The organism is Nonomuraea guangzhouensis (assembly GCF_019396345.1).
Classification (GTDB): Bacteria; Actinomycetota; Actinomycetes; order Streptosporangiales; family Streptosporangiaceae; genus Nonomuraea; species Nonomuraea guangzhouensis.
In genome coordinates, this window is the sequence record NZ_JAHKRM010000055.1 from 24,281 (window position 1) to 46,687 (window position 22,407).

General features: G+C 70.8%; 26 protein-coding genes. 13 read left to right on the forward strand and 13 right to left on the reverse strand.

What is annotated here, in order from left to right; genetic code table 11:
• Nucleotides 1–123 precede the first annotated feature (123 nt).
• On the forward strand, nucleotides 124–1,407 hold the full coding sequence (locus KME78_RS59575; RefSeq protein ID WP_219539185.1) for an ArsB/NhaD family transporter: 1,284 nt from the start codon (nucleotides 124–126) through the stop codon (nucleotides 1,405–1,407).
• Between the two features lie 34 nt (nucleotides 1,408–1,441).
• A complete protein-coding gene (locus KME78_RS59580; RefSeq protein WP_219539186.1) occupies nucleotides 1,442–1,888 on the forward strand; it encodes a CBS domain-containing protein in 447 nt (148 codons plus the stop codon).
• Nucleotides 1,889–1,902: 14 nt separating this feature from the next.
• Here KME78_RS59580 and KME78_RS59585 read toward each other — a convergent pair whose 3' ends face one another.
• Entirely contained in the window at nucleotides 1,903–2,745 is an 843-nt protein-coding gene (locus tag KME78_RS59585; protein ID WP_219539187.1) for a universal stress protein, read from the reverse strand.
• A 151-nt stretch (nucleotides 2,746–2,896) separates the two neighbouring features.
• Between KME78_RS59585 and KME78_RS59590 the strand changes: the two genes are divergently transcribed.
• Nucleotides 2,897–3,544 carry a helix-turn-helix domain-containing protein gene (locus KME78_RS59590; protein ID WP_219539188.1) on the forward strand — a complete coding sequence of 216 codons (648 nt, stop codon included), beginning with the start codon at nucleotides 2,897–2,899 and terminating at the stop codon, nucleotides 3,542–3,544.
• 28 nt (nucleotides 3,545–3,572) lie between these two features.
• Here KME78_RS59590 and KME78_RS59595 read toward each other — a convergent pair whose 3' ends face one another.
• Nucleotides 3,573–4,736 (reverse strand): FAD-dependent oxidoreductase, encoded by a 1,164-nt coding sequence (locus KME78_RS59595; RefSeq protein ID WP_219539189.1) that lies wholly within the window; start codon nucleotides 4,734–4,736, stop codon nucleotides 3,573–3,575.
• Between the two features lie 94 nt (nucleotides 4,737–4,830).
• Here KME78_RS59595 and KME78_RS59600 point away from each other — a divergent pair, with 94 nt between their 5' ends.
• Both KME78_RS59600 and KME78_RS59605 read left to right on the forward strand, forming a co-directional pair.
• Entirely contained in the window at nucleotides 4,831–5,367 is a 537-nt protein-coding gene (locus tag KME78_RS59600; RefSeq protein ID WP_219539190.1) for a TetR/AcrR family transcriptional regulator C-terminal domain-containing protein, read from the forward strand.
• Nucleotides 5,368–5,464: 97 nt separating this feature from the next.
• Nucleotides 5,465–5,938, forward strand: a complete 474-nt coding sequence (locus KME78_RS59605) for a VOC family protein (RefSeq protein ID WP_219539191.1) — start codon at nucleotides 5,465–5,467, stop codon at nucleotides 5,936–5,938.
• A gap of 135 nt (nucleotides 5,939–6,073) precedes the next feature.
• Here KME78_RS59605 and KME78_RS59610 read toward each other — a convergent pair whose 3' ends face one another.
• Both KME78_RS59610 and KME78_RS59615 read right to left on the reverse strand, forming a co-directional pair.
• A complete protein-coding gene (locus tag KME78_RS59610) occupies nucleotides 6,074–6,559 on the reverse strand; it encodes a MarR family winged helix-turn-helix transcriptional regulator (RefSeq protein WP_219539192.1) in 486 nt (161 codons plus the stop codon).
• 49 nt (nucleotides 6,560–6,608) lie between these two features.
• Nucleotides 6,609–7,022: an organic hydroperoxide resistance protein gene (locus tag KME78_RS59615; protein ID WP_219539193.1), complete on the reverse strand. Its 414-nt coding sequence runs from the start codon at nucleotides 7,020–7,022 to the stop codon at nucleotides 6,609–6,611.
• 79 nt (nucleotides 7,023–7,101) lie between these two features.
• Between KME78_RS59615 and KME78_RS59620 the strand changes: the two genes are divergently transcribed.
• The gene (locus KME78_RS59620; protein WP_246654885.1) at nucleotides 7,102–7,533 is read left to right on the forward strand and encodes a MarR family winged helix-turn-helix transcriptional regulator; all 432 of its coding nucleotides are present in this window, start codon (nucleotides 7,102–7,104) and stop codon (nucleotides 7,531–7,533) included.
• A gap of 93 nt (nucleotides 7,534–7,626) precedes the next feature.
• Nucleotides 7,627–8,853: an MFS transporter gene (locus KME78_RS59625; RefSeq protein ID WP_246654886.1), complete on the forward strand. Its 1,227-nt coding sequence runs from the start codon at nucleotides 7,627–7,629 to the stop codon at nucleotides 8,851–8,853.
• Nucleotides 8,854–8,865: 12 nt separating this feature from the next.
• Here the strand turns inward: KME78_RS59625 and KME78_RS59630 are convergent, their stop codons facing one another.
• Together KME78_RS59630 and KME78_RS59635 are read right to left on the reverse strand one after the other, a co-directional pair.
• Nucleotides 8,866–10,020 carry an MFS transporter gene (locus tag KME78_RS59630; protein ID WP_219539195.1) on the reverse strand — a complete coding sequence of 385 codons (1,155 nt, stop codon included), beginning with the start codon at nucleotides 10,018–10,020 and terminating at the stop codon, nucleotides 8,866–8,868.
• A gap of 77 nt (nucleotides 10,021–10,097) precedes the next feature.
• Nucleotides 10,098–10,682 carry a TetR/AcrR family transcriptional regulator gene (locus tag KME78_RS59635; protein ID WP_246654887.1) on the reverse strand — a complete coding sequence of 195 codons (585 nt, stop codon included), beginning with the start codon at nucleotides 10,680–10,682 and terminating at the stop codon, nucleotides 10,098–10,100.
• 73 nt (nucleotides 10,683–10,755) lie between these two features.
• On the opposite strand from KME78_RS59635, the gene KME78_RS59640 reads away from it, so the two are divergent.
• The gene (locus KME78_RS59640; RefSeq protein ID WP_219539196.1) at nucleotides 10,756–11,265 is read left to right on the forward strand and encodes a GNAT family N-acetyltransferase; all 510 of its coding nucleotides are present in this window, start codon (nucleotides 10,756–10,758) and stop codon (nucleotides 11,263–11,265) included.
• Nucleotides 11,266–11,276: 11 nt separating this feature from the next.
• On the opposite strand, the gene KME78_RS59645 is transcribed toward KME78_RS59640, so the two are convergent.
• The 4 genes from KME78_RS59645 to KME78_RS59660 form a co-directional block, all read right to left on the reverse strand.
• Nucleotides 11,277–12,509: a lipase family protein gene (locus tag KME78_RS59645; protein ID WP_219539197.1), complete on the reverse strand. Its 1,233-nt coding sequence runs from the start codon at nucleotides 12,507–12,509 to the stop codon at nucleotides 11,277–11,279.
• 100 nt (nucleotides 12,510–12,609) lie between these two features.
• Nucleotides 12,610–12,990, reverse strand: a complete 381-nt coding sequence (locus KME78_RS59650; protein ID WP_219539198.1) for a MerR family transcriptional regulator — start codon at nucleotides 12,988–12,990, stop codon at nucleotides 12,610–12,612.
• A 16-nt stretch (nucleotides 12,991–13,006) separates the two neighbouring features.
• Entirely contained in the window at nucleotides 13,007–14,026 is a 1,020-nt protein-coding gene (locus KME78_RS59655; RefSeq protein WP_219539199.1) for an MDR family NADP-dependent oxidoreductase, read from the reverse strand.
• An 89-nt stretch (nucleotides 14,027–14,115) separates the two neighbouring features.
• Nucleotides 14,116–15,066, reverse strand: a complete 951-nt coding sequence (locus KME78_RS59660) for a helix-turn-helix transcriptional regulator (protein ID WP_219539200.1) — start codon at nucleotides 15,064–15,066, stop codon at nucleotides 14,116–14,118.
• A 112-nt stretch (nucleotides 15,067–15,178) separates the two neighbouring features.
• On the opposite strand from KME78_RS59660, the gene KME78_RS59665 reads away from it, so the two are divergent.
• The gene (locus tag KME78_RS59665; RefSeq protein WP_219539201.1) at nucleotides 15,179–16,012 is read left to right on the forward strand and encodes an NAD(P)H-binding protein; all 834 of its coding nucleotides are present in this window, start codon (nucleotides 15,179–15,181) and stop codon (nucleotides 16,010–16,012) included.
• Between the two features lie 92 nt (nucleotides 16,013–16,104).
• Nucleotides 16,105–17,220 carry an epoxide hydrolase family protein gene (locus KME78_RS59670; RefSeq protein WP_219539202.1) on the forward strand — a complete coding sequence of 372 codons (1,116 nt, stop codon included), beginning with the start codon at nucleotides 16,105–16,107 and terminating at the stop codon, nucleotides 17,218–17,220.
• Between the two features lie 46 nt (nucleotides 17,221–17,266).
• Here KME78_RS59670 and KME78_RS59675 read toward each other — a convergent pair whose 3' ends face one another.
• The gene (locus KME78_RS59675) at nucleotides 17,267–17,881 is read right to left on the reverse strand and encodes a hypothetical protein (RefSeq protein ID WP_219539203.1); all 615 of its coding nucleotides are present in this window, start codon (nucleotides 17,879–17,881) and stop codon (nucleotides 17,267–17,269) included.
• 8 nt (nucleotides 17,882–17,889) lie between these two features.
• On the reverse strand, nucleotides 17,890–18,816 hold the full coding sequence (locus KME78_RS59680) for an NADP-dependent oxidoreductase (RefSeq protein ID WP_219539204.1): 927 nt from the start codon (nucleotides 18,814–18,816) through the stop codon (nucleotides 17,890–17,892).
• A 95-nt stretch (nucleotides 18,817–18,911) separates the two neighbouring features.
• Between KME78_RS59680 and KME78_RS59685 the strand changes: the two genes are divergently transcribed.
• The 3 genes from KME78_RS59685 (at nucleotide 18,912) to KME78_RS59695 (ending at nucleotide 21,996) form a co-directional block, all read left to right on the forward strand.
• Nucleotides 18,912–19,355: a MarR family winged helix-turn-helix transcriptional regulator gene (locus tag KME78_RS59685; protein WP_219539205.1), complete on the forward strand. Its 444-nt coding sequence runs from the start codon at nucleotides 18,912–18,914 to the stop codon at nucleotides 19,353–19,355.
• 173 nt (nucleotides 19,356–19,528) lie between these two features.
• Nucleotides 19,529–21,049 carry a carboxylesterase/lipase family protein gene (locus KME78_RS59690; RefSeq protein WP_219539206.1) on the forward strand — a complete coding sequence of 507 codons (1,521 nt, stop codon included), beginning with the start codon at nucleotides 19,529–19,531 and terminating at the stop codon, nucleotides 21,047–21,049.
• 47 nt (nucleotides 21,050–21,096) lie between these two features.
• Complete coding sequence (locus KME78_RS59695; protein ID WP_308127566.1) at nucleotides 21,097–21,996, forward strand: AraC family transcriptional regulator; 900 nt, start codon at nucleotides 21,097–21,099, stop codon at nucleotides 21,994–21,996.
• Between the two features lie 110 nt (nucleotides 21,997–22,106).
• Here the strand turns inward: KME78_RS59695 and KME78_RS59700 are convergent.
• Nucleotides 22,107–22,407: zinc-binding dehydrogenase (locus tag KME78_RS59700; protein WP_219530881.1), on the reverse strand; the 301-nt coding region annotated here is incomplete at its 5' end.

Below are 22,407 nucleotides of genomic sequence, written 5' to 3' on the forward strand. Positions count from 1 at the left end.
GATCCAGTGAGGTCAATCGAGCCTCGGGCAAAAGACCGCAGAAGCAGGTAAACAAGACCGTTTCCACCTGAACGGCTGGTCTAGGGTGCTCGCGAGACCCGCGCCACCCCAGGAGGACCGCCTGTGATCGCGATCGCAACCCTGGCGATCTTCATCGTGGCCTACGTTCTCATCGCGACCGAACGGATCCACCGTACGGCCGCCGCTCTGGGCGGCGCCGCGATGATGCTGCTGATCCACGCCGTGGACGGCCGGGCGGCGTTCTTCGCCGAGCGCACCGGCATCGACTGGAACGTCATCTTCCTGCTGCTCGGCATGATGATCATCGTCGGGGTGCTGCGACAGACCGGCGTCTTCGAGTACCTGGCGATCTGGGCCGCCAAACGGGCCAAGGGGCGGCCGTTCCGGCTCATGGTCATGCTGATCGTCATCACCGCGGGCGCCTCCGCGCTGCTGGACAACGTCACCACCGTGCTGCTGATCGCCCCCGTCACCTTCCTGGTGTGCGACCGGCTCGCCCTGCCCGCAGCGCCGTATCTGATCGCCGAGGCGATGGCCTCCAACATCGGCGGCACCGCCACGCTGGTCGGCGATCCGCCCAACATCATCATCGCCAGCCGCGCCGGGCTGACCTTCAACGACTTCCTCATCCACCTCGCGCCGCTGATCATCGTCCTGGTCGCGGTGTTCGCGGGGCTGTGCCGGTGGCTGTTCCGCGACGCGTTCGTCTACCACCCCGAACGGGTCGCGGAGGTCATGGAGCTGAACGAGCGGGAGGCGATCAGGGACCGGCTGCTGCTGTGGCAGAGCCTGGGCGTCCTGGTGGTGGTGATCGCGGCGTTCGTCCTGCATCCGGTGCTGCACTACGAACCGGCCGTCGTCGCGCTGCTGGGCGCGGGCCTGCTGGTCGCCGCCACCAAGGTGACGACCGAGGAGTCACTGCGCGAGGTCGAGTGGTCCACCCTGGTCTTCTTCATGGGCCTGTTCGTCATGGTCGGCGCCCTCGTCGAGACCGGCGTGGTCGGCCGGCTCTCCCAGGCCGCCGCCTCCGCCACCGAGGGCCGGCTGGGCCTGGCCACGATGGTGCTGCTGTGGGCGTCGACCGGCCTGTCCGCCATCATCGACAACATCCCGTACGTGGCCACGATGAGCCCGATCGTCGCCGACCTCGCCCACTCCTTCGGGCCCGGTTCGCAGGTTCTGTGGTGGGCGCTGGCCATCGGCGCCGACCTGGGCGGCAACGCCACCGCGGTCGGCGCCTCGGCCAACGTCGTCATCATCGGCATCGCCGAGCGCAACGGTGTGAAGATCAGTTTCTGGGGATTCACCAAGTACGGTCTGGTCGTCACCCTGGTCACGGTGGCGGTGGCGACGCCGTACCTGTGGCTGCGATATCTGACTGGTTAGGCTGGATCTCTGCTTCGTTCCGGGAGGCCAGAGGATGCGCGCACGCGATCTCGTCGGTGAGTTCCCCACGGTCACCCTGGACACTCCCGCGCTGGACGCGGCCTGGCTGCTCGCCGAGCAGTCCCTGCCCGGCCTCATCGTGGTCGATGACCGCGACCGGCCCATCACCATCCTGCCCGGCACGCAGGTGCTCCGCCTCGCTGTGCCGCGCTACTGCCAGGACGATCCGGCCCTGGCCCGGGTGGTGGACGAGGCCCACGCCGACCTGTTCCTGCGCGGGCTGGGCGGCAAGACGGTCCGGCAATGCCTGCCCGAGCAGCCCCGGGAGTTGCCGGTCGCCGACCTGAAGGCGACCGTCCTGGAAATGGCGGCGCTGATGGCCCGTACCCGCAGCCCGCTGCTCGCCGTGATCGACGACCACAAGAGGCTGGTCGGCGCCGTCGCCCTCCAGTCACTGCTCGACCGCGCGCTGGCGCTCTGACCGCCGCCGGATCCTCACTGGCGCACTATCGCCACCGGGCAGCGGACGTGGTGCAGGACGCCGCGGCTGACCGAGCCGAGCAGCATCGCGCCCAGCGCGCCGTGACCGTGCGAGCCCACCACCAGCAGGTCGGCGCGGGCGGACGCGTCGGTGAGCCGCTGCACCGGCTGCCCCTGCTGAACGTCCTCGACCACCGTCACCTCCGGGTAGTCCTTCCTGAAGGTTTCCAGCCGGTCGCGGACGACCTGATACTGCGCGGTACGTGCCTCGTCCATGCCGTAGACCACCTCGGGCGCGAACGCGTGCACCGGCAACTGCCAGGCGTGCAGCACCCTCAGCACGCTGCCCCGCGCCTCGGCCTGCCGGAAGGCGTAGGCCAGCGCCGGCGCGGACTGCGGCGAGTCGTCCACCCCGACCACGATCTCCCAGAGCACCGGCCGGTGATCGTCCCGTACCACCACGACGGGACAGTGCACCCGCCCCGCCACGTGCGTGCTGACCGAGCCCAGCAACGCACCGGCGAACCCGCCGCGCCCACGGCTGCCCAGCACGATCTCGGTCGCGTCCCTGGCCTGCTCACGCAGCACCTCCGCGGGCGCGCCCTCGATGTCCGCCGTCGTGACCTCGACCTCGGGCCGGCGCTCACGGGCCAGGGCCAGCGCTTCCCGCAGAATCCGCTGCCCCTCACGCAGCAGCGTGTCGGGCAGCGAGGCGCTGGGGAACCTGGCGATGTGATACGGCGAACGGTCCACCGCATGCACGATCCGTAGCGGCTCCTTCATCCGGAAGGCGTCGTTGACCGCCCACTCCACCGCGGCCCGCGCGGTCACCGAGCCGTCCACTCCTACGACGATCATGATCTGTCCTCCTTCGCTCCCTCCCTCCCATCGCACTCGCTCACCGACCGCCGGTGCAGGGCCGGAAGTCCGTCAGGCAAGAGTCGAAGGACCCTGTTCGGCCCCGGTGACCTGTACCTACCGTCATGGCCATGAGGACAAGGAGACGGTCATGACAGGCACCGGTGACTTCGCACGTCGCCTGATTCACCACCGCGAACAGCTGGGTCTCACCCGCGAACAGGTCGCCGACCGCGCGGAGATGTCCCCCGGGTACGTCCAGTACCTCGAAGGGCACCTGGCCCCCCCGAACGCCGGCACGCTGACCCGCCTGGCGACCGCGCTGGAGACCACCGTCCAAGACCTGCTGGGCGGCGGCCGGGACCGCCCGTCCGGTGGCGGCCCCGCCGCGGCCGACCCGGTCCTGGAGGTGCTGGAGCCCGAGGAGTGCCTGCGTCTGGTCGCGCCGGGTGGTGTCGGCCGGGTGGCGTTCAACGGCTCGCACGGGCCGACGGTGCTGCCGGTCAACTACCGGCTCCACGACGGCGCCATCGTGTTCCGCACCTCATATGGCGGCCCCATGGACCAGGACCTGCGCACCGGCCTGCGGGACGTGGAGATCAAGGTCGGCTTCGAGGTCGACCAGGTGGACGAGGCGCAGAACGAGGGCTGGAGCGTCCTCATCCAAGGCCCCGCCCACCACGTGCCACCGGACGAGGCGGCCGAGGCCACCGTCACCCCTTGGGCGGGCGGCGACCGCCGACTCTACATCCGCATCGTCCCGCACCAGATCACCGGCCGCCGCATCCACGCCCGGTGAACCGGCCCGTCAGGATGCGCCGCAGAACTCACGGCGTCGCCTGGGACCGCGGACGGACGAACCTCTTCAGCGCCTCCTTGCCGTGCTCCACCGCCGCGTTCCCGCGGTCGAGCAGGTCGGCCTGGTACTCCCCCAGCGCCGACGTCAGGTCCCGCTCGCCCCGGTCGACCTCGGCCAGCCGCGCCGACAGGCGTACGGCGTCCTGCATGGCGGTGTTCGCGCCGTTCCCGCCGCTGGCCAGTGTCAGGTGGGCGGCGTCGCCGAGCAGCGTGACCCGGCCCACCGGCCAGGACGGCATCGGCCGGTCGTAGATCTTGGACCGGCCGACGGCGCTCATGTCGGCCGAGCGCACCAGGTCCCGCAGGTCGGGATGCCAGCCGTCGATGAGCTCCAGCACCAGCTCGCGCGCGTCCCCCGACTCGGTGGCCGCCGGGTGCTCCGGCGGGACCAGCAGCACCCACCGTACGTAGCTGTCCCGGTAGGGCAGGTCCAGCCCGGGAGCGAACTCGGCGGCGGCCTCGGACGGTTCCCTGTCGAACTGCATCCGGCCCAGCATCAGCGTGACGCCGGGCCCCTTGACCATCGTGCCGCGCCCCGGCACCAGCCGCAGGAAGCGGTCGGTGATCGGCGTGCGCCCCATCGCCCCGCACAGGTCCGAGTCGACGAGCCCGACCTCGGGCACCAGGTGCTGCCGCACCACGGAGTTGCCGCCGTCGGCGCCGACCAGCACCGCGCCGGTGGCCTGCGTGCCGTCGGCGAAGCGCGCGGTCACGCTCCCGTCCGGCTCCTCCGCGAACCCCCTCAGCCGCTTGCCGTGCGCGACCCGGTCCCCGAGATCGCCGAGCAGGATCCGCCGCAGCACCTGCCGGTCGACCGCCCTGGTCTCCGCCGACGGCCCCGCGAGGTCGCGGCTGAGCACCGTGAGCTGCTCGTCGAACAGCAGTCCCGGCCCCGTGAGGCTCCCGCTGGTGATCTCGACCAGGTCGTAGAGCCGCCGCGGCAGGCTCGCGCGCAGGGCGGCCAGCCCGGGCTCCGCCAGCCCGATCCGGTATCCCTGGAACCGCTCGCCGCTGCCGTCATCGGCCTCGTACACGCGTACGTCGATGCCCGCACGGACGAGCGCGTGCGCGAGCGTCAGCCCGCCGAGGCCCGCCCCGATCACCAGCACCCGTCCCACGCCTTGCTCGGTCATGAAACCCTCCTTCTCTCCGACGTGAACAACGTTCACGTGTACATTGTTCACGTACGCGGAGCCGGATTGTCAACCGGGACTTTGGGAGGATTCGATGGGGCAGCGGCGTGCCGAGGTGCTTCAGGCGGCGATCGACCTGCTCGACGAGGTCGGCTTGGACGGACTCACCATGCGCCTGCTGGCGGGCCGGCTCGGTGTGCAGGCAGGCGCCCTGTACCGGCATTACCCCAGCAAGCAGGCTCTGCTGGACGCCATGGTCGCGCACCTGGTCACCCCGCCTGCCGACGCCGTACCGCCGCTCGACGGCCCCTGGGACGTGCAGCTGCGCGGTCTCGCCATCGGCACGCGTGAGCTCATGCTGGCCCACCGCGATGGCGCGCGCCTGTTGTCCACCTTCCAGAACCCGGGCGAGGAGGCCGTCGCCTTCTACCACGCCCTCATCGCCACCCTGACCGACGCGGGCGTCACCGCGAGAACGGCCGCCGTCGCCGTGGACACCGTCATGGCGTACGTCAACGGCTACACGACCGAGGAACAGGCCCGTGGGACTCAGCCCAGGGAGTTCCGCGACCGCGCCTTCCGCGAGGGCCTCGAATTGATCATCGCCGGGGTCAAAGGATCTTTGTCATGAAATCCACGGAAAAATCTCGCCCCGCTGTGTCGAATCGCCGTCGGCCTGTTCGACGCGTCAGCGACAGGACAGCACCGTCCCGAACTCCGAGGAGTGCATGATGCAGAAGATCACCACGTACCTGTGGTTCGACAACCAGGCCGAAGAGGCGGCCGAGTTCTACACCTCGATCTTCGAGGACTCGCGGATCCTCGAGGTCAACCGCTACGGCGAGGCGGGTCCGGGACCGGCGGGGACGGCCATGATGGTGGCGTTCGAGCTGGCGGGCCAGCGATTCCTCGCGCTGAACGGCGGCCCGCAGTTCCGTTTCACCGAGGCGATCTCCCTGTACGTCGACTGCGCGTCGCAGGAGGAGGTCGACGAGCTGTGGGCGAAGCTCACAGATGGCGGTGAGGAGTCGCAGTGCGGCTGGCTGAAGGACCGGTGGGGCCTGTCCTGGCAGATCATCCCCCAGGCGCTGCCCGAACTGCTGGGCAACCCCGACCCGGCCAAGGCGCAGCAGGTCATGAAGGCCATGCTGGGCATGCGGAAGATCGACGTCAGCGCCCTGGAGGAGGCCGCCGGGCTCTGAGCGTGGGCGGTAGGCGACCTCGCTCCGGCCGTCCTGGGACAGGGCGGCCGTGGGCGGGCCGGCCGGGGTCATCGACGGCAGCGCGGAGTCGGGAAGCCGGTCACAACCGCGTAACGCATGGGGGCGGAGCCGGAGTCACCGGCGCTTCGCCGCGGTGGGCATCGCGCGCGCCCGCGTCAGGTGGTGTTCGTACAGCTCGCGTGAACGGCGCAGATAGCCCGCCAGCACGGTCAGCTCCGCCGCCGTGTACTCCTTCATGAACGCGTCACCGGCCGCGGCGATCGGCCCGTAGAGGTCCCAGACCTTGCCCGCCGCCTCCTCGGTGATCCCCACCACCACCTTGCGCCGGTCCGAGGGGTCGGGAGAACGGGTCACGTAGCCGAGCCGTTCCAGCCGGTCGAGCATCGCCGTCACGCTGCCCGTGGTCAGCCCCAGTGCGGGCCCGAGCACGCCAGGGGTCAGCCGTTCTCCCTGGGAGAGCGCCTCCAGGCAGCGCAGGTCGGTGCGGTTGACGCCCAGAGCGCCGGCGGCCGCCTCGTCGAAGGCGTCGACCGCCGACTGCAGCGCCTGCGTCTCCTCGCCCACGGTCTGACGCAGTGCTTCCAGGCTCTCTCTTGACATTCGACCCTCTTGACGATCAAGCCAACGATGTCTCGACCATCAAGATACCCTATTCGATGACGAGCGTGACCGGGATGTTGCCGCGGGTGGCGTTCGAGTACGGGCACACCTGGTGCGTGGCCTCCACCAGGGCGCGGCCGGTCTCGCCCTGCAGGTGGTCGGGGAGCTCGACGCGGAGCGCGACTTCCAGGGTGAAGCCGCCGTCGCCGTTGGGGCCGAGGCCCACTTCGGCGGTGACCGACGCCTGCTCGGCGTCCACCTTCATGCGCTTGGCCACCAGGTCGAGGGCACTGGCGAAGCAGGCGGCGTAGCCCGCGGCGAAGAGCTGCTCGGGGTTGGTGCCGCTGCCGGTGCCGCCTAGCTCCTTCGGCCGGGAGAGGGCCACGTCCAGGCGGCCGTCGGAGGCGACGGCGCGGCCTTCGCGGCCCGTCGCGGTGGCTATGGCGGTGTAGAGGGTGCTCATGATCGCTCCTAATCGGTTGCCTGTAACTCAATTGTGCACAATTAAATTGCTCGCCGTCAACCCCGGGTATGCTGGTGTCATGAACGCGTTGCTGCTGGAGAATCAGGTGTGCTTCGCCGTACACGCCGCGTCTCGCGCGCTCGACGGCTTCTACCGGCGCGAACTGGCCGAGCTGGGACTGACCTATCCGCAGTATCTGGTGATGCTGGTCCTGTGGGAGCGCGAGCCGGTGACGGTCAAGGAGCTGGGCGTGGCGTTGCGGCTCGACTCCGGCACCCTGTCACCGCTGCTCAAGCGGCTGGAGGCGGCCGGGCACGTCCGGCGCGAACGCAGCGCCAGCGACGAACGGTCCGTGGTGGTACGCCTCACCGAGGGGGGCGCGGCGCTGCGGGAGTCCGCCCTGCGGGTGCCCGAGCACGTGCTCGAGGCCACCGGCCTGCGGATGAGCGAGCTGGCCGACCTGCACCGTACGCTCGGCCGGATGACCCAAAGCCTCACGGAAGCGACATAGCGATCATCTACCCGCGATTCGCCGAACAGCCCGAAGGACCACCGGCTGATCTGTAAGAAGAATGCGGAACGCCCGCATCATCCGGAGGTCGCCTTGGGAAGCACGTACACCGTCGATGTCAGGAAGACCGCCGTCCTCACCGCCGGCCTGCTCATGGGCGTGTGGGTCGTCGACTACGTCGACCGGGTGATGATCGCGGTCGCCCTGCCCTTCATCGGCGCGGACTTCGAGCTCACCAAGACCGAGCAGGGCTCGCTGGTCACCGTGTTCGCCCTGGTGTACCTGCTGTGCCAGATCCCCGGCGGGCTGCTCGCCGACCGGTTCGGCTCGCGCAGGCTGCTCGTGGTGTCGCTCGCGCTGTGGTCGGTGTTCACCGCGCTGACCGGCGTGGCCTGGGGGCTGGTCGCGTTGCTGGTGATCCGGGCGCTGTTCGGCGTGGGGCAGGGGCTGTTTCCCGGCGCGTCCTTCAAGGCCCTGTCCGAGCGGACCACGCCCGCCCGGCGGGCCACCGCGGCGGGCGCGATGCTGGCCGCCAGCCAGCTGGGCGCGGGCCTGGCGCCGCTGGTCGTGGCGCCGCTGCTGCTGGCGTTCGGGTGGCGGCAGACGTTCTGGGTGACGGCCGCCGCGGGGGTGGCGATCGGGCTGCTGCTGTGGGCGCTGCTGCCCGCGCCCCTGCCCGCCGGGCTGAACGGGTCCGGCGATCTGGCCCGGCCCGCTCCCCCGCTCAGGTCCGTGCTGCGGGCGCCGTCGGTGTGGAAGTTCGCGGCGTTGTTCTGCGCGACCAACATGCTCGGGTACGGGATGATCACCTGGGTGCCCAGCTACCTGCTGGAGGCGCGGGGCATCTCCCTGCTGCAGACGGGCCTGTACGCGGCCATCCCCGGCCTGGTGATGACCGTGACGGTCATCCTCGGCGGCTGGCTGTTCGACCGTTACTTCCACGACCGGGCCCGCCTGTACGTCATCCCACTGCTGCTCTGCACCGCCGTGCTGCTGGTGCTGATGCTGCGCGCGGAGACCGCGGCCGGGTTCACGCTGTTCCAGACGCTGGCCATGGCGGTGGGCGGGCTGTCGATGATGGGCATCCTGGGCATGCCGGTGCGGGCGCTGCCACCCGAGGTGATCGGCTCGGGCATGGGCGTGGTCAACGTCGGCGGGCAGGTGGCGGGCGTCATCGCGCCGGTGCTGATGGGCTGGCTGGTCGACCACTACTCCTACACCGCCGCGTTCGGGCTGCTGATCGGCACCACCGTGCTGGGCGCGCTGATCGCGGTGGCCGTGCCACAGCGCGCCGAGCAGTTCCACCTGGAGCCCGCGTGACCCGCGCTCTCGTCAGCGCGCCGCCACCACTGCCCGATCCCGGAACCACGCGTAGCAGCTCACGACGATCCCGGCCACGGTGACAGCGGCGCTGACGAGATAGAGGGACCGCAGCCCGAACCCGCCGTCGATGACCCGGCCGCCCAGCCATGCGGCGAAGGCCGCGGCGAGCTGGTACGCGGACGCGTTCACCGCCATGGCGAGCGTCGGCGCCGCGGTCGCGGTGGTCAGGACCCTGGTCTGCATGCCGGGAATGACGGAGAATCCCAGCGCGCCGATCACGAAGACCAGGACCGCCGTGACCGTCGTCCCGGCGCTGACCGTCCACATCAGCACCAGCGTCGCCGCCAGGGCGCCGAGCAGGCTGACCTGTGACGGCATCAGCGCCCGGTCGGCCAGCCGGCCGCCGGCGAAATTGCCGATCGCCGCGCCGACGCCGTACACCAGCAGCAGCACGGCCACCGAGCCTTCGGCGAATCCGGTGACGCCGGTGAGCAGCGGCGCGAAATAGGTGAACACGATGAGCAGCCCCGCATTGCCCACCGCCGTGACCGCGATGGCGAGCCGCACATCACGACCGCGGAACACCCGGAGCTCGGCCAGCGCGGACGTGCCAGGCGTGGCCTGCTGAACGTCCGGTACGAAGCGCAGCAGCAGCAGCAACCCGAGCGCGCAGCACCCGGCGATGGCCACGAACGTGGACCGCCACCCCAGCCCTTGACCGATGAAGGTGCCGATAGGCGCACCGAGGATCATCGACAGGTTCATCCCGAACACCAGCTTGGACACGGTGGACGCCTGCTTGCCCGCCGGGGCGGTCGAGGCCGCGATGACGATCGCGTTGGCGAAGAACGTGGAGGTCACCAGCGAGGTGACGATCCGGGCCGCGAACAGCACGGTGTACGTCGGTGCCAGCGCCGATGCCAGATTCCCGACGATCACGATGGCGAGTAATACGAGGATGAGCGGCCTGCGGGCGAAGCGCGCGGTGAGCGCCGTCAGCACCGGGCCGCCGATGATCATCCCGATCGCGTACGCCGTCACCAGCAGTCCGGCCGCCGGAATCGACACGGCCAGGTCATCGGCGATGTCCGGCAGGATGCCGGCGATCACGAACTCGCCGGTCGTGATGCCGAACACGCACAGCATCAGGGAGAGTACCGCCACTCGTTCCACCTCATAATAGTTGACTGATCAGTACAAAAAATGGGCAGCACCATGCCCGCGCCGCCGACCTTTGGGACTTACAGGGCCGCGAGCGCCCCGTCCACGACGTCCAGCAGGGCCTTCCTGTCGTCGGTCACCTTCGCGAGCACGCGCAGGCCGTAATAGGCGCTCTGGAACGTACGCGCCACCTGGAGCGGCGGCCGGTCGGCGGACAGCTCGCCCGTGCGCTGGCCGACCGTCACCAGGTGGCAGATCGCCTGCTCCAAGTCCACGAACTGCCGCCGCACCAGCGCCGCGACGTCCTCGGTGCGCCCACTCGGCTCGGTGGCGGCGTTCAGTGCCAGGCAGCCGCGCCGCCCTGGGTCGGCCAGGTCGGCGTCGATGACGCCCAGCATCATCTCCCGCAGTCGCTCCCGCACCGAACCGGCTTCCGGGTCCGCCAGCATCGCCAGCTGGGCATCGGCCCGGGTCGCGGCGTACCGGCGGATCGCCTCCTCGTACAGGCGGTGCTTGCTGCCGAACGCGTTGTACAGGCTGCCGCGACCGAGCCCGGTGCGCTCGCACAGGTCCTGGGTGGTGGTCGCTTCGTACCCCTTCTCCCAGAACACCGCCATCGCGGCGTCCACGACGGCCTGATCGCTGAACTCACGGGGTCTGCCCATGGGCTGAAGCTAGCGGGTTCTGTACAGATCAGTCAAGAACGTTCCCGGTGGGCGGCGGTTAGGCTTCTGGCCGATGAACGAGGCACGTAGGGCGACCGCGGCGGACGCCGCGGAGCTGGTCCGCTTGCGCGGAGTGTTGATGACCGACCTGGCGCGGCACGAGGGGGCCGGGGACGGCTGGCAGGAGGCCGCGGACGCGACGTTCCGCGAGCGACTGGCGGGGCCACACCCCACGCTGATCGCCTTCGTCGTGGACCAGCCTGACCGGCCGGGCCAGCCTGACCGGCCGGGCCAGGGGAACCGGCCGAGTTTGCTGGCCGCCTGCGCGGTGGGCACCGTCGAGCGTCGGCTGCCCGGGCCGGTCAATCCCAGCGGTGAGATCGGCTACGTGTTCAATGTCGCGACCGATCCGGCTCACCGTCGGCGCGGCTATTCCCGGAGCTGCATGACGGCGCTGCTCGCTTGGTACCGCGACCGTGGCATCAGGACGATCGACCTGCTCGCCTCCCCCGAGGGCGAGCCGCTCTACCGGTCGCTGGGCTTCGTCCGTTCGCCCGACCCCGCCATGCGGCTGCGGGCATAGCCCGCCCCGGGTCAGGAGCAGGTCGTGGCGGCCTGCTCGCCGCCGAACCGCTCGGCGGTCCAGGCGAGGATGTCGGGCATGGCGCCGTCGTCGATGCCCGTCACCACGCCCGGATAGGTGTCGTGCTCCAGTCCCGGATAGGTGCGGTAGTCCACCCGGGATCCGGTACGGCAGAGCGTCGCGGCCACCTGGTCGGTCATCGCCCGGGTCACGACGCTGTCGGCGTCGCCCTGCAACAGCAGCACCGGCCCGGCGACCGGCCGTACACCGGTGGTGTTGCGGGTCAGGAAACGGGCGAAGCCCGGTTCGGCCAGGTAGCCGGGCTGGACCAGGTCGGGCCCGGTCAGCTCGCGGTAGACCGCCGCCACCACGCCCAGGCAGCCGGTCCGCGTGACCTCCAGAGCGGCCAGCGCCTGGGGCGTCAGCACCCGGTCCAGGCGCACGCGGTCGTCGGCGGCCTTGGCGCCGGCGGCGATCAGCGGGACGAAGCCGCCGAGTCCCGGCTGCGTGGCGGCGTGCGTGACGATCTGGGTGAGGTCGGCGGCGGGTGAGGTGACCACCGCGCCGAGGTAGCCGGGCTCCGGCCGGTCGAGCTGGCGTTCGGCGACGCTCAGCGCCGCAGCGCCGCCCTGGGAGTGGCCCCACAGCACCCAGCGGTACGACAGCGCGGGCACGGACCGGCGGGCCGAACGCAGGGCGCCGATCACGTCGTTGGCCACGGCGGTCTTGTCCCCGAGCGCGTGCTGCCCGGCGGCGCCCAGGCCCGCGTAGTCGGGGGCGACCACGGCGTAACCCTTGTCCAGGAAGCGCCGCATCTGGTCGCCGTGGTAGAGGTCGCGCATCAGCGAGGGGGCGCAGTCACGGCCGATGCCGCTGGCGCCGTGGGCGTCGACGACCACCGGCCAGCCGCCGGACGGCGGGGTGCCCTGCGGCACCAGGACCACGGCCGAGGCGGCGACGTCGCGGCCGCCGGAGTCGCGGGAGTGGTAGAGCGTACGCGTGGCCGGGACGGCGTAGCCGGTGGCCGCCTCCTTGCGGATCAGCGTGCCCGCCGGGGCCCACCGCAGTGGGGTGGGCGGGTCGTAGAAGCCGGTTCTGGGCAGGGCGTTGGCGCGCTGCTGTTCCCAGGCGGTCTGGCACCACTGGTCACACGGCACCGCGTCGGCCTGGCCGGGGGACGCGGTGGCCGTGATCATCGCACCCGCGGCGAGCAGTGCGGCGGCGGCCTGACGGAGAGTCCTCATATCGGTGTCCTTCAGTCGGTGGATCATTCACCGACCGGACGGGACACGGCCCTGCGATGTGACAGTGATCTGAGCCACACGCCGCCCCCCACAGCGCCGCTTACGGGGTCGTGGCGTCCACCGTCACCCCGGACCGCGTGGCGAGTTGTTCGCGCAGCCGGGACAGGCGGGTGATCTCCGCGTCGAGGGTGGCGAGCCTGCGCTCCACCACGCCGTTCGCCGTGGAGCAGCCGGGGCTGCCGAATGGCGGCAGCGTGTCGCCCAGCAGATGCAGGCGATCGGCGCAGCTCCGTACGTCCTCGATGGTCAGGCCGAGCGACAGCAGCTCGCGGATGATGCGCACGCGGGCCACCTCGCCCGGCCCGTACTCGCGCTGCCCGGTCGCCGTGCGCGGGGGCGCGGTCAGCAGCCCGCGCTGCTCGTAGAACCGCAGTGCCCGGGGCGTGGTGCCCGCCGCTGCCGCCGCGTCGCCGATGCGCATCGATCCTCCAGAAGCCCTACAGCTGGACGATGACGGTCCCGAAGTGCCGTCCCTCGATCACTTCCTGCAACGCCCGCGGCGCGTTATCAATGCCCGCGACCCGGACGTACGGGAAAGTGATGTCGCCCGCGCGTAGCCAGCCGCCGAAGCGTTCCAGCCACTGGGCTCGCGCCTGCTGGTCGAAGCCCTGGAAGGCCCGCATCGAGATGCGCTTGAGGATGAGCTGGTAGGCGTCGAGTTCGACCGGCGCCGTCCCACCCGTTCCGTGGGGTGACATCTGCCCGGACAGCGCGCCGACCAGGACGAACCGGGCTCCGGGACGGGCTGCGGCGACCGCCGCCTGGAGCTGGTCGCCGCCGACGTTGTCCAGGTAGACGTCGATGCCGTCCGGGGCGAGCTTCGCGAGCTGTTCCTCGATCGGCGCCGCGCCACGGATCACGGCCGCGTCGTACCCCAGCTCGGAGATCAGCCGATCGGCCTTCTCCTGGGAGCTGGTGCTGCCGATCACCTGACCGGCGCCGAGCCGGTGGGCGATCTGCCCGGCCAGCGATCCGACCGCGCCCGCGGCGCCCGAGACGAACACCGTCTCCCCCGGCCTGATCTCGGCGTCCCTGGTGAGCGCCGCGTAGGCAAGCCCGCCCTGGCCCAGGTACGCGACGGGATCGGGCAGCGCGTCACCCAAGGGCGTGACCTGGCCGACCGGCACGACCGCGTACTCGCGCCAGCCCAGCCAGTGTGAGACCAGGTCGCCGGCCTGCGGCCCGCTGTCCCCGGCGGCCGACACGACCTCTCCGACCGCGTGCCCGAACAGCGTGTCGCCGGGGTGCAGCGGCGGCATGGGCGTGCCCTTCACGCTCCCGCCGATCAGCGTGCGAAGGGCGGCGAAGACGTGGAAGAAACGATTGCGGACCAGCACGTGGCCATCGTCCGGCGCCGGCAGCGGGACCTCGGCGACCACGAAATGCTCAGCCTTGGGCAGCCCGTCGGGCACGGTGGCGAGCTGGACTTCTCTTGACGTTCGCGGCAGGGAAGGCACGTTACGCTCCTCAGATAGTCGGCCAAAGGGCGTCGAGACCTTAACCCTTGACCCGCACGTCAAGGGCAAGCGGACGTGCTCCTGGTCGGTCAGTCACCCGGCTCTTCGCCGGCGCGCGTCAGACGCGCTGCCAGCGCTCGGACATGAGCCCGGAGTTCGGGCGGCTCCACGACCTGGAAGTCGATGCCTTTGAGCGCGATGTACACGGCGATCTGATCCAGTGAGCCGGCGCCGGCGTAGAACAGGCACGACTGCTCGTCGAGCTTCTCCAGCCTTCCGGCAGTGGGTGAGGTGTGTTCGGCGACCACTTCGATCGGCGCGCGGAACAGGACCTTCGCCTGGAAGCGGTACGGCGCCGAGGACAACGCGTCGGACATGAAGGCACGGAGGTCCTCCGCCGGTGCCGGCCGTGGCGTGAAACGCGGGCCGGGCTGCGGCGGGGCGTCGATACGGTCGACGCGGAAGGTGCGCCAATCGTCGCGGTCCAGGTCGAAGGCCAGCAGGTACCAGCGGCGGCCGGTGTGGACCAGGCTGTACGGCTCGGCGCGGCGGGTGCGTTTCTGGTAGCCGAAGCGGATTCCCTCGTGGGCGCGGCAGGCCGCGGCCAGGGCCGCCAGCAGGTTCGCGTCCACTGCCGGTCCGGAGCCGGTCAGCGGCACGATCGCGGACTGCATCGCCGTCACCCTGTGGCGCAGCCGTGCGGGCAGGACCTGTTCGAGTTTGGTCAGCGCGCGTAACGACGTCTCCTCCATTCCGGAGACCGATCCCACGGCGGCCACGCGCAGCCCCACGGCTACGGCGACGGCCTCCTCGTCGTCCAGCAGCAGCGGCGGCAGGGCGGCGCCCACGCCCAGACGGTAACCGCCGGCCGTGCCGGTCGCGGACTCCACCGGGTAGCCCAGGTCGCGGAGCCGATCGACGTCACGCCGGACCGTACGTGTGGTCACGCCCAGCCGTTCGGCCAGTTCCGGCCCTGGCCAGTCGCGCCGCGACTGCATCAGGGACAACAGCCGCAGCAGCCGCGCCGAGGTCTCCAGCATGTCCGAAAACTCCTTTAGAGACGACGTTCCTTGAGGACCATACCTGTCCTCAACGGTGCCTAGTGTCTGTCCCGCAAGCCCGAACGGGGCACGCGATCCACGGGAGAACGTCATGATCCTCATCACCGGTGCCACCGGGAACGTCGGCCGCCACGTGCTGAACCTGCTGGTCGAGAACGGCCAAGCCGTCCGAGCCCTCACCCGCGACCCGCAGCGCGCGATGTGGGCGGCGGAAGTCGACGTCGTGGCGGGCGACCTGGCCGACGCCGCGTCGCTGGGCCCGGCCCTGGCCGGTGTCGATGCGGTGTTCCTGTTCGCTGTCCCTGGCAGCGGACCGGATTTCGTCGCCGCGGCACGGCAGGCCGGAGTGCGCAAGGTGGTGCTGCTGTCCTCCGGAGGGGTCGATGACGACGCGGAGGTCCAGGACGGACCGATCGCTTCGTACCACGCCGAGATCGAGCAGGCCCTGCGCGCCTCCGGCCTGGAGTGGACCTTCCTGCGCCCGGACGTCTTCGCCGCCAACACCCTGATGTGGACCGGGCAGACCAAGTCCGGCGACGTGGTGCACGGCGCCTACGCCGATGCGGCGGCCGCACCGGTGCACGAGGCCGACATCGCCGCCGTCGCGGTCGCGGCGCTGACCCAGGACGGGCACGCCGGCCGCGTCCACGAGCTGACCGGCCCCGAGTCGCTGACCCATGCGGAGCAGGCTCGGATCATCGGCGAGGTGCTCGGCCGGCCGATCCGCTTCGCCGATCTTCCCCCCGAGTCGGTGCGGCAGGCCATGAGCGCGCACGTCCCGGCTCCCATCCTCGACGGCATCTTCAAAGCCTGGTCCGCCTCCGTCGGCCGCACCGCACCGACCACCACCGGTGTCGAGGACGTCACCGGCCGCCCCGCGCGGAGCTACCGCGAATGGGTGATCGACCACGCCACCGCGTTCTGACCGCCTACGCACCCACCTTGCGCCCTAGGGCACCGCGGCGGCGCACTGCCGCCTGCAGCACCGACACACCATCGAGCAGAGAGCTGACAACCATGTCCGACATCCGCCCGTTCAAGATCGACGTTCCGCAGGAGACGCTGGACGACCTGCGGCGACGGCTGGCGCAGACGCGCTGGCCGGACACCTCTCCCGCCGACGGCTGGAGCCGGGGCGTGCCCGCGGCCTACCTGAAGGACCTCGTGGGCTACTGGGCCGAGGGTTACGACTGGCGCGCGAACGAGGCCGCGCTGAACGCGCACCCGCAGTACACCACGGTGATCGACGGCGCCGTGATCCACTTCCTGCACATCCGCTCCACGGCTCCGGACGCCACGCCGCTCCTGCTGCTGCACGGCTGGCCGGGGTCGGTGGTGGAGTTCGCCGACGTCATCGAGCTGCTCACCGACCGGTTCCACCTGGTCGTCCCCTCGCTGCCCGGGTTCGCGTTCTCCAGCCCGCTCAGCGAGGCCGGCTGGACCGACGGGCGCGCCGCGGCGGCGTTCGCGCGGCTGATGGAACGGCTGGGGTACGAGCGCTACGGCGTGCAGGGCGGCGACGTCGGCGCCCTGATCGCGCCGCTGGTGGGGCGGGCCGAGCCCGAGCGGGTGATCGGGGTGCACCTCAACGCGATGTTCGCCTTCCCCACGGGCGACCCGGACGACCTGGCGAGCCTCACCGAGGCCGAACAGGCACGTCTGGCGGCGATGCGGCGGTTCCAGGACGAGGGGGCCGCGTACATGCAGGTGCAGGGCAGCCGTCCGGACACCCTCGCCTACGCGCTGACCGACTCGCCCGTCGGGCAACTGGCGTGGATCGTGGAGAAGTTCCAGGAATGGAGCGATCCGGCGGCCGAGCTCCCCGAGGACGCCGTCGGCCGGGACCGGCTGCTGACCAACGTGATGCTGTACTGGCTGACCGGAACGGCGCGCTCGACGGCCAACTCGTACTACGAGCGTTTCCACGACCACGCCATGTGGGCGCCCAAGCCGCGCGGCACCGTCCCCACCGGAGTGGCCGTCTTCGTCACCGACTACGCCATCCGGGTCTTCGCCGACAAGGCCCACAACATCGTGCACTGGTCGGAGTTCGAACGTGGTGGCCACTTCGCGGCCATGGAGGCCCCCGACCTGCTCGCCGAAGACATCCGGGCCTTCTTCGCCCGGTCTTGATCGTCAGCTTCTCGGCGATGCCGGGGACCAACACGGGTGCGTTCGGTCAGGCGGTGTCGAGCCTGGTCAGTTCGATGTTCAGTTCTGAACGAATGTAGATCTCGACGAAGCCCGGCAGCCATCCCTCATAGGTGCGCCTGCTGAGGGTCTGGCCGAGGAGTTCGTCCGGCTCCTGAGTGAGGTGGACGATCCGCCACAGGTTCAGCGGCTCGTTCTCATCGCCGGCGACCGCGTGCTCGATGTGGAAGAGCGGCTGCTTCGTTCCCGCCCGCAGCGTGGCACCGGTCGGACCGGGCAGTTCCGCCGCGCCGATGAAGGTGACCCGTTGCTCCGCCGGGTTCAGGTGAACCCTTTCCAGGACCAGCCCGAAGTCGTCCTGCTCCATCCAGCGCCGCTGCTCCGAGGAGCGGTCGAACGTCGTGGGATCGTCCGTGGCGTTCCAGGTGGCGGCGCTCCCCTCTCGTACGACATAGGGGATGTAGATGTCGGGGTGCCACGCCTTGCGGACCTCCAGGTCCCAGAGCATGGCGCGGGTGAACGTGAGCGGTTCACTTGTCTTGTACCGCTCGGCGAGCACGCGATTGATATCGGTGGGTGGTGGTTCGAAGCGGGTGTTGCGTGGATCGGCCCACGCCTTGGCGAATTCGCTCTCGTGGTTCATGGCCGGCCTCACGGCACCAGGACGAGGCGGCCGCGGAGGCCGCCCTTGGCGAAGAGTTCGTGGGCCTGGGCGGCCTGGTCGAAGGTGAAGGTCTGGGCCAGCCGGAGGGTGAGCAGGCCCTGTTCGACGAGGGTGACCAGTTCGCGAAGGCGTGCGCCGTCGCTGTGCACGAAGACGGTCTCGACGCTGATGTCGCGTTCGGCCGGTGGCGTGGCGGGTGGCATCATGCTCACGAACGCGCCACCGTCCCTGACCGCGGCCAGCGCCGGAGGGCCGATGACCGCGGCGTCCAGCAGCCCGTCGACGCCTTCGGGCGTGATCGCGCGCAGGGCGCGGGCCGGGTCGTCGGAGCGGGGAAGGAAAGCGGCTCCGAGCCCGCTGATGAACGGCTCGTCCTGGGCGGAGCCGATGCCGATGACGTCGAGGCCCCGGTGCCGGGCCAGTTCGACGGCGTAGCCGCCGACCGCGCCGGCTGCTCCGGTGACGGCCAACGTCTGGCCTTGGGTCAGGCCGAGCAGGTCCAAGGCTTGGTCGGCGGTCAAGGCATTGACCGGGAGCGTCGCCGCTTCGGCCGGGTCGACTCCGGCCGGAGCGTCCGCGAGCGCGGCGGCGTCCAGCACGACGTACTCGGCGTGCGTGCCGCGCTTGGTCGCCAGCCAGTCGGACATGCCGACGACGTGGTCTCCCAGCATGAAGCCGGGCGTGGCCGGTCCGATCGCGTCGACCCAGCCGGCCACATCCCAGCCCAGGATGTAGCGCGGTCCCGCGGGCAGCATCGGCCCGAAAGCGCCGGAGCGTGCGGCGAGGTCGGCGGGGTTGACGGTCGCCGCTTCGACGCGGATCCGCACCTGACCTTCGCCGGGCTCGGGCAGGGGCTCGTCGGCGATGGCCAGGACGCTGGGGTCGCCGAAGGAGGTGAAGCCCACGACACGCATGGTGATCTCCCTTGTAGACTCTACAGATAGTTACGGGCATAACGTTATGCGAGTAACTATTATGCACGTAACTATCTCTGGCGCAAGGAGATCTGGTGGACTTCGAACAGGCCGAGGCACTGAACGGAGCGATCCGGATGATCGCTCTGAAACACCGGGCCCAGGCCGGCGCCAAGCTCGCGGAGCTGGGGCTGCACCCCGGGCATGAGGCCGTGCTGCTCCTGCTCCACGCCAACGGCCCGCAGACTCAGCGGCAACTGGCCGCCGGAGCGGGTTGCGAACCGCCCAGCATCACCCTCATGGTGCGCAAGCTCGAGGCGGCGGGGCTGGTCAGCCGCGTCGCCGCGGTCCAGGACGCGCGGGCGAACGTCGTACGGCTGACCGACGAAGGGCAGCAGGTCATCCCGCGGCTGAAGCGGCTGTGGCAAGATCTCGCGGACGAGACCGTCGCGGGCCTGACCAGCACCTCGGCCGATCAGCTGATCACCGCTCTCACCGACCTGGCCCACAGCCTCCAGAACCGAGCGCCAGGTGCCTGAGGCAGCTCGCCGGCGCCTGGCCGAGGACGGCAGGCCGATCGGTGTTCATGGCGCTGACCACAGGACGAAACATTCGTTCAAGACGCGCCGGCGCCGAGCTTGTGATGCTCGATCTCGTGTCTGGCCCGGCTCCCCATACGGAGGCCGCGGAGCTCCGAGCGACAGGAGAGATCATGACAAGGACCGTGGACAGCGCGCCAGAGGTTCAGGTGGCGAGTGGTCGGCTGCGGGGGCGGATGGAGCGGGGCGTGGCAGCGTTCCTCGGGATCCCGTACGCCGCCCCGCCCTTCGGGGCGCGCCGCATGCGGCCTCCCGAGCCGCCCGTGCGGTGGGAGGGCGAGCGCAGCGCTACCGATTACGGGCCGACCTGCCCGAAAGGCGACGTCGGTCCGGAGAGCGCGGCGCTGTTCCCGGAAGTCGTGATCCCTGGCGAGGAATGCCTGAACCTCAACGTGTGGACTCCCGATCCCCGGGGATCCGGCTTGCCGGTGCTGGTGTGGATTCACGGCGGTATGTTCACGAAGGGGGCCGGATCCGTCGTCGGCTACCGCGGCGACTCCTTCGCCCGCGACGGGGTCGTGTGCGTCACGATCAACTACCGGCTCGGTGCCGAGGGCTTTCTCCACCTCGATGACGGCACCGCCAACCTGGGGTTGCTGGATCAGATCGCCGCGCTCGAGTGGGTCCAGGGCAACATCGCCGCCTTCGGTGGCGACCCGGGGAAGGTGACCGTCGCCGGCCAGTCCGCCGGGGCCATGAGCGTCGTCACCCTTATGGCCATGCCCGGCGCCCGGGGCATGTTCCGCCACGCGGTCGCCCAGAGCGGGGCGGTCGGTCAGACACTCACGGCTGAGACCGCCGAGGACGTCGCCTCAAGGCTGGCTGAGTCGCTCGGAGTCGCCCCGACCCGCGAAGCCTTCGGCGAGGTGCCGGTCGCACGGCTCGCGCGGGCGGCGTCCGCCCTCGTCGAGGAGTTCCAGACCGCCTCGGATCCGGCCAAGTGGGACAGCCTCCCCTTCGCCCCGGTCGTCGACGGCGACACTCTCCCCGACCACCCGCTCGACGCGTTGAGCAGGGGCGCCGGCAGCGGCGTTCGGCTCCTGGCCGGGTGGAACCGGGACGACACCCGGATCGGCCTCGTCCCCACCGGCATGATCGACCTCGTCACCGAGCCCGCCCTCTCCGTGGTCGTGGGCGCCCTCGGCGCGCCCGACGGGACGGTCGAGCGCTATCGGGCCGCCCGGCCGGGAGCGAGTAGCGGGGACCTGCTCGCTGCCGTGACCACCGACTGCTTCATCCGGGTTCCGGCGATCCGGGTCGCCGAGGCACGCCTCGAGGGCGGCGAGGCCGACACCTGGATGTACCGCTTCGACCACGAGTCGCCGAGCTTCGCCGGCCGCCTCGGCGCCGCCCACGCGGTGGAACTCCCGTACGTGTTCGACCTCCTCGACGAGGAGTCCAACCACGCCCTCATCGGCGATGAACCACCCCAGGCCGTCGCCGACACGGCCCACGGCGCCTGGGTCCGTTTCGTCGCCGACGGCGACCCGGGCTGGCCCCGGTACAACCTGACCGACCGGTCCACCGCGCTGATCGACGAGGGGATCACCGTCGTCGACGACCCCGGCGGTGCCGAGCGCGAGGTGTGGGCCGGCCGACGGTGCGGTCCCCCGATCGACCGGCGGACTGCTTGAGCATGGTCGCGTTGCGGCCACCGCGAAGTGGCTCCTAACATGTCGGCGTGCGATCAGCCGAGCCGGTTCGTACGGGTGCGCCTCGATGGGAGATCACGCTCCCGTCGCGTCCCGGCCGGCTGCCGGGGGTCGCGATGGCCGGGTTCGGCGATCGAGCCAATGAGTTCCCCGACCTTGCGTTGGTCCCGCACCCCGCGGTTACGGTGCTTTTCGACCTCGGCGACCAACCATTCGTCGTCGAAGACGGCTGTGGTTCGCAGCAGCGGGAACGCGTCGTCGCCGGACTCGCGCCCAAGAGGGCTCGAGGGCGAGGGCTGGCCAGAAGTTCCGAGTGCCTCCAGTTACGGCTGTCGCCGATGGTCGCGCACGCGGTCTTGGGCGCCTCCTCGGAGCTGGGCGGGACGGTGGTCGCCCTCGATGACCTTTGGGGACGAGAGGCCGTACGAACTCAGGAGCGTTTGCGTGCCGCCAGGTCGTGGGAGGACCGATTCGCGATCGCGGAGGCCGCGCTGGCTCGGCGGGCCGACGCGGGCCGAGCCGTCGATCCAGAAGTCATCTTCTCCTGGGGACAGATGGTGGCCGGCCGAGGGCGGGTACGTATCGACCGGCTCGTCACCGAGATCGGATGGAGCCGCAAGCGCCTGTGGTCTCGGTTCCGCGCCCAGGTCGGCCTCACCCCCAAGCGTGCCGCCCAGCTCATCCGCTTCCACCACGCGGCCCACCGTCTCGCCGCCGGCCACAGCGCCGCCTTGGTAGCAGCGGAGAGCGGCTACGCCGACCAGTCCCACCTTCATAGAGACGTCGTGGCCTTCGCCGGGATGACGCCGACCGCGGTCGCGGTCTCGCCGTTTCTCGCGGTCGACGATGTCGCGTGGCCTGATCAGCGACGCGGCGCACCCACTCCCGCGACGCCTCCACCAGGCAGATCTCGCCGACCTGTCACCTGAGTCCCCCGACCGATGGACACCCACGTCGTCCGGCGCGTTGACCCGCCCACGCTACGGCCGCAAAGAACCCGCGAAGGTGCGCACTCACCACACCCGTCGGGCTTTGCGCGTCAACGCACCTCAAGCAGGGTTTTGCCGACGCTGGCGCGCGACTCGATGGCGGCGTGCGCGGCGGCGGCCCGCTCGAGGGGGAAGCGCTGCCCGATCAGCGGCCGCAGCCGTCCGGCGGCGGCCTCGGCGAGGGCGCTCTCGGTGTACTCGCGCATCGTCTCCGGGGTGGGTCTCGCCTGGACCAGCGTGACGCCGCGCGCGACAGCGGCCTCCTCCTCGATGCCGGCCCACTCTCCGCTCGCCAGCCCGAAGCTGACCATCCGGCCGCCGTGGCCGAGCAGGTGGAAGGCGGTCCGGGCG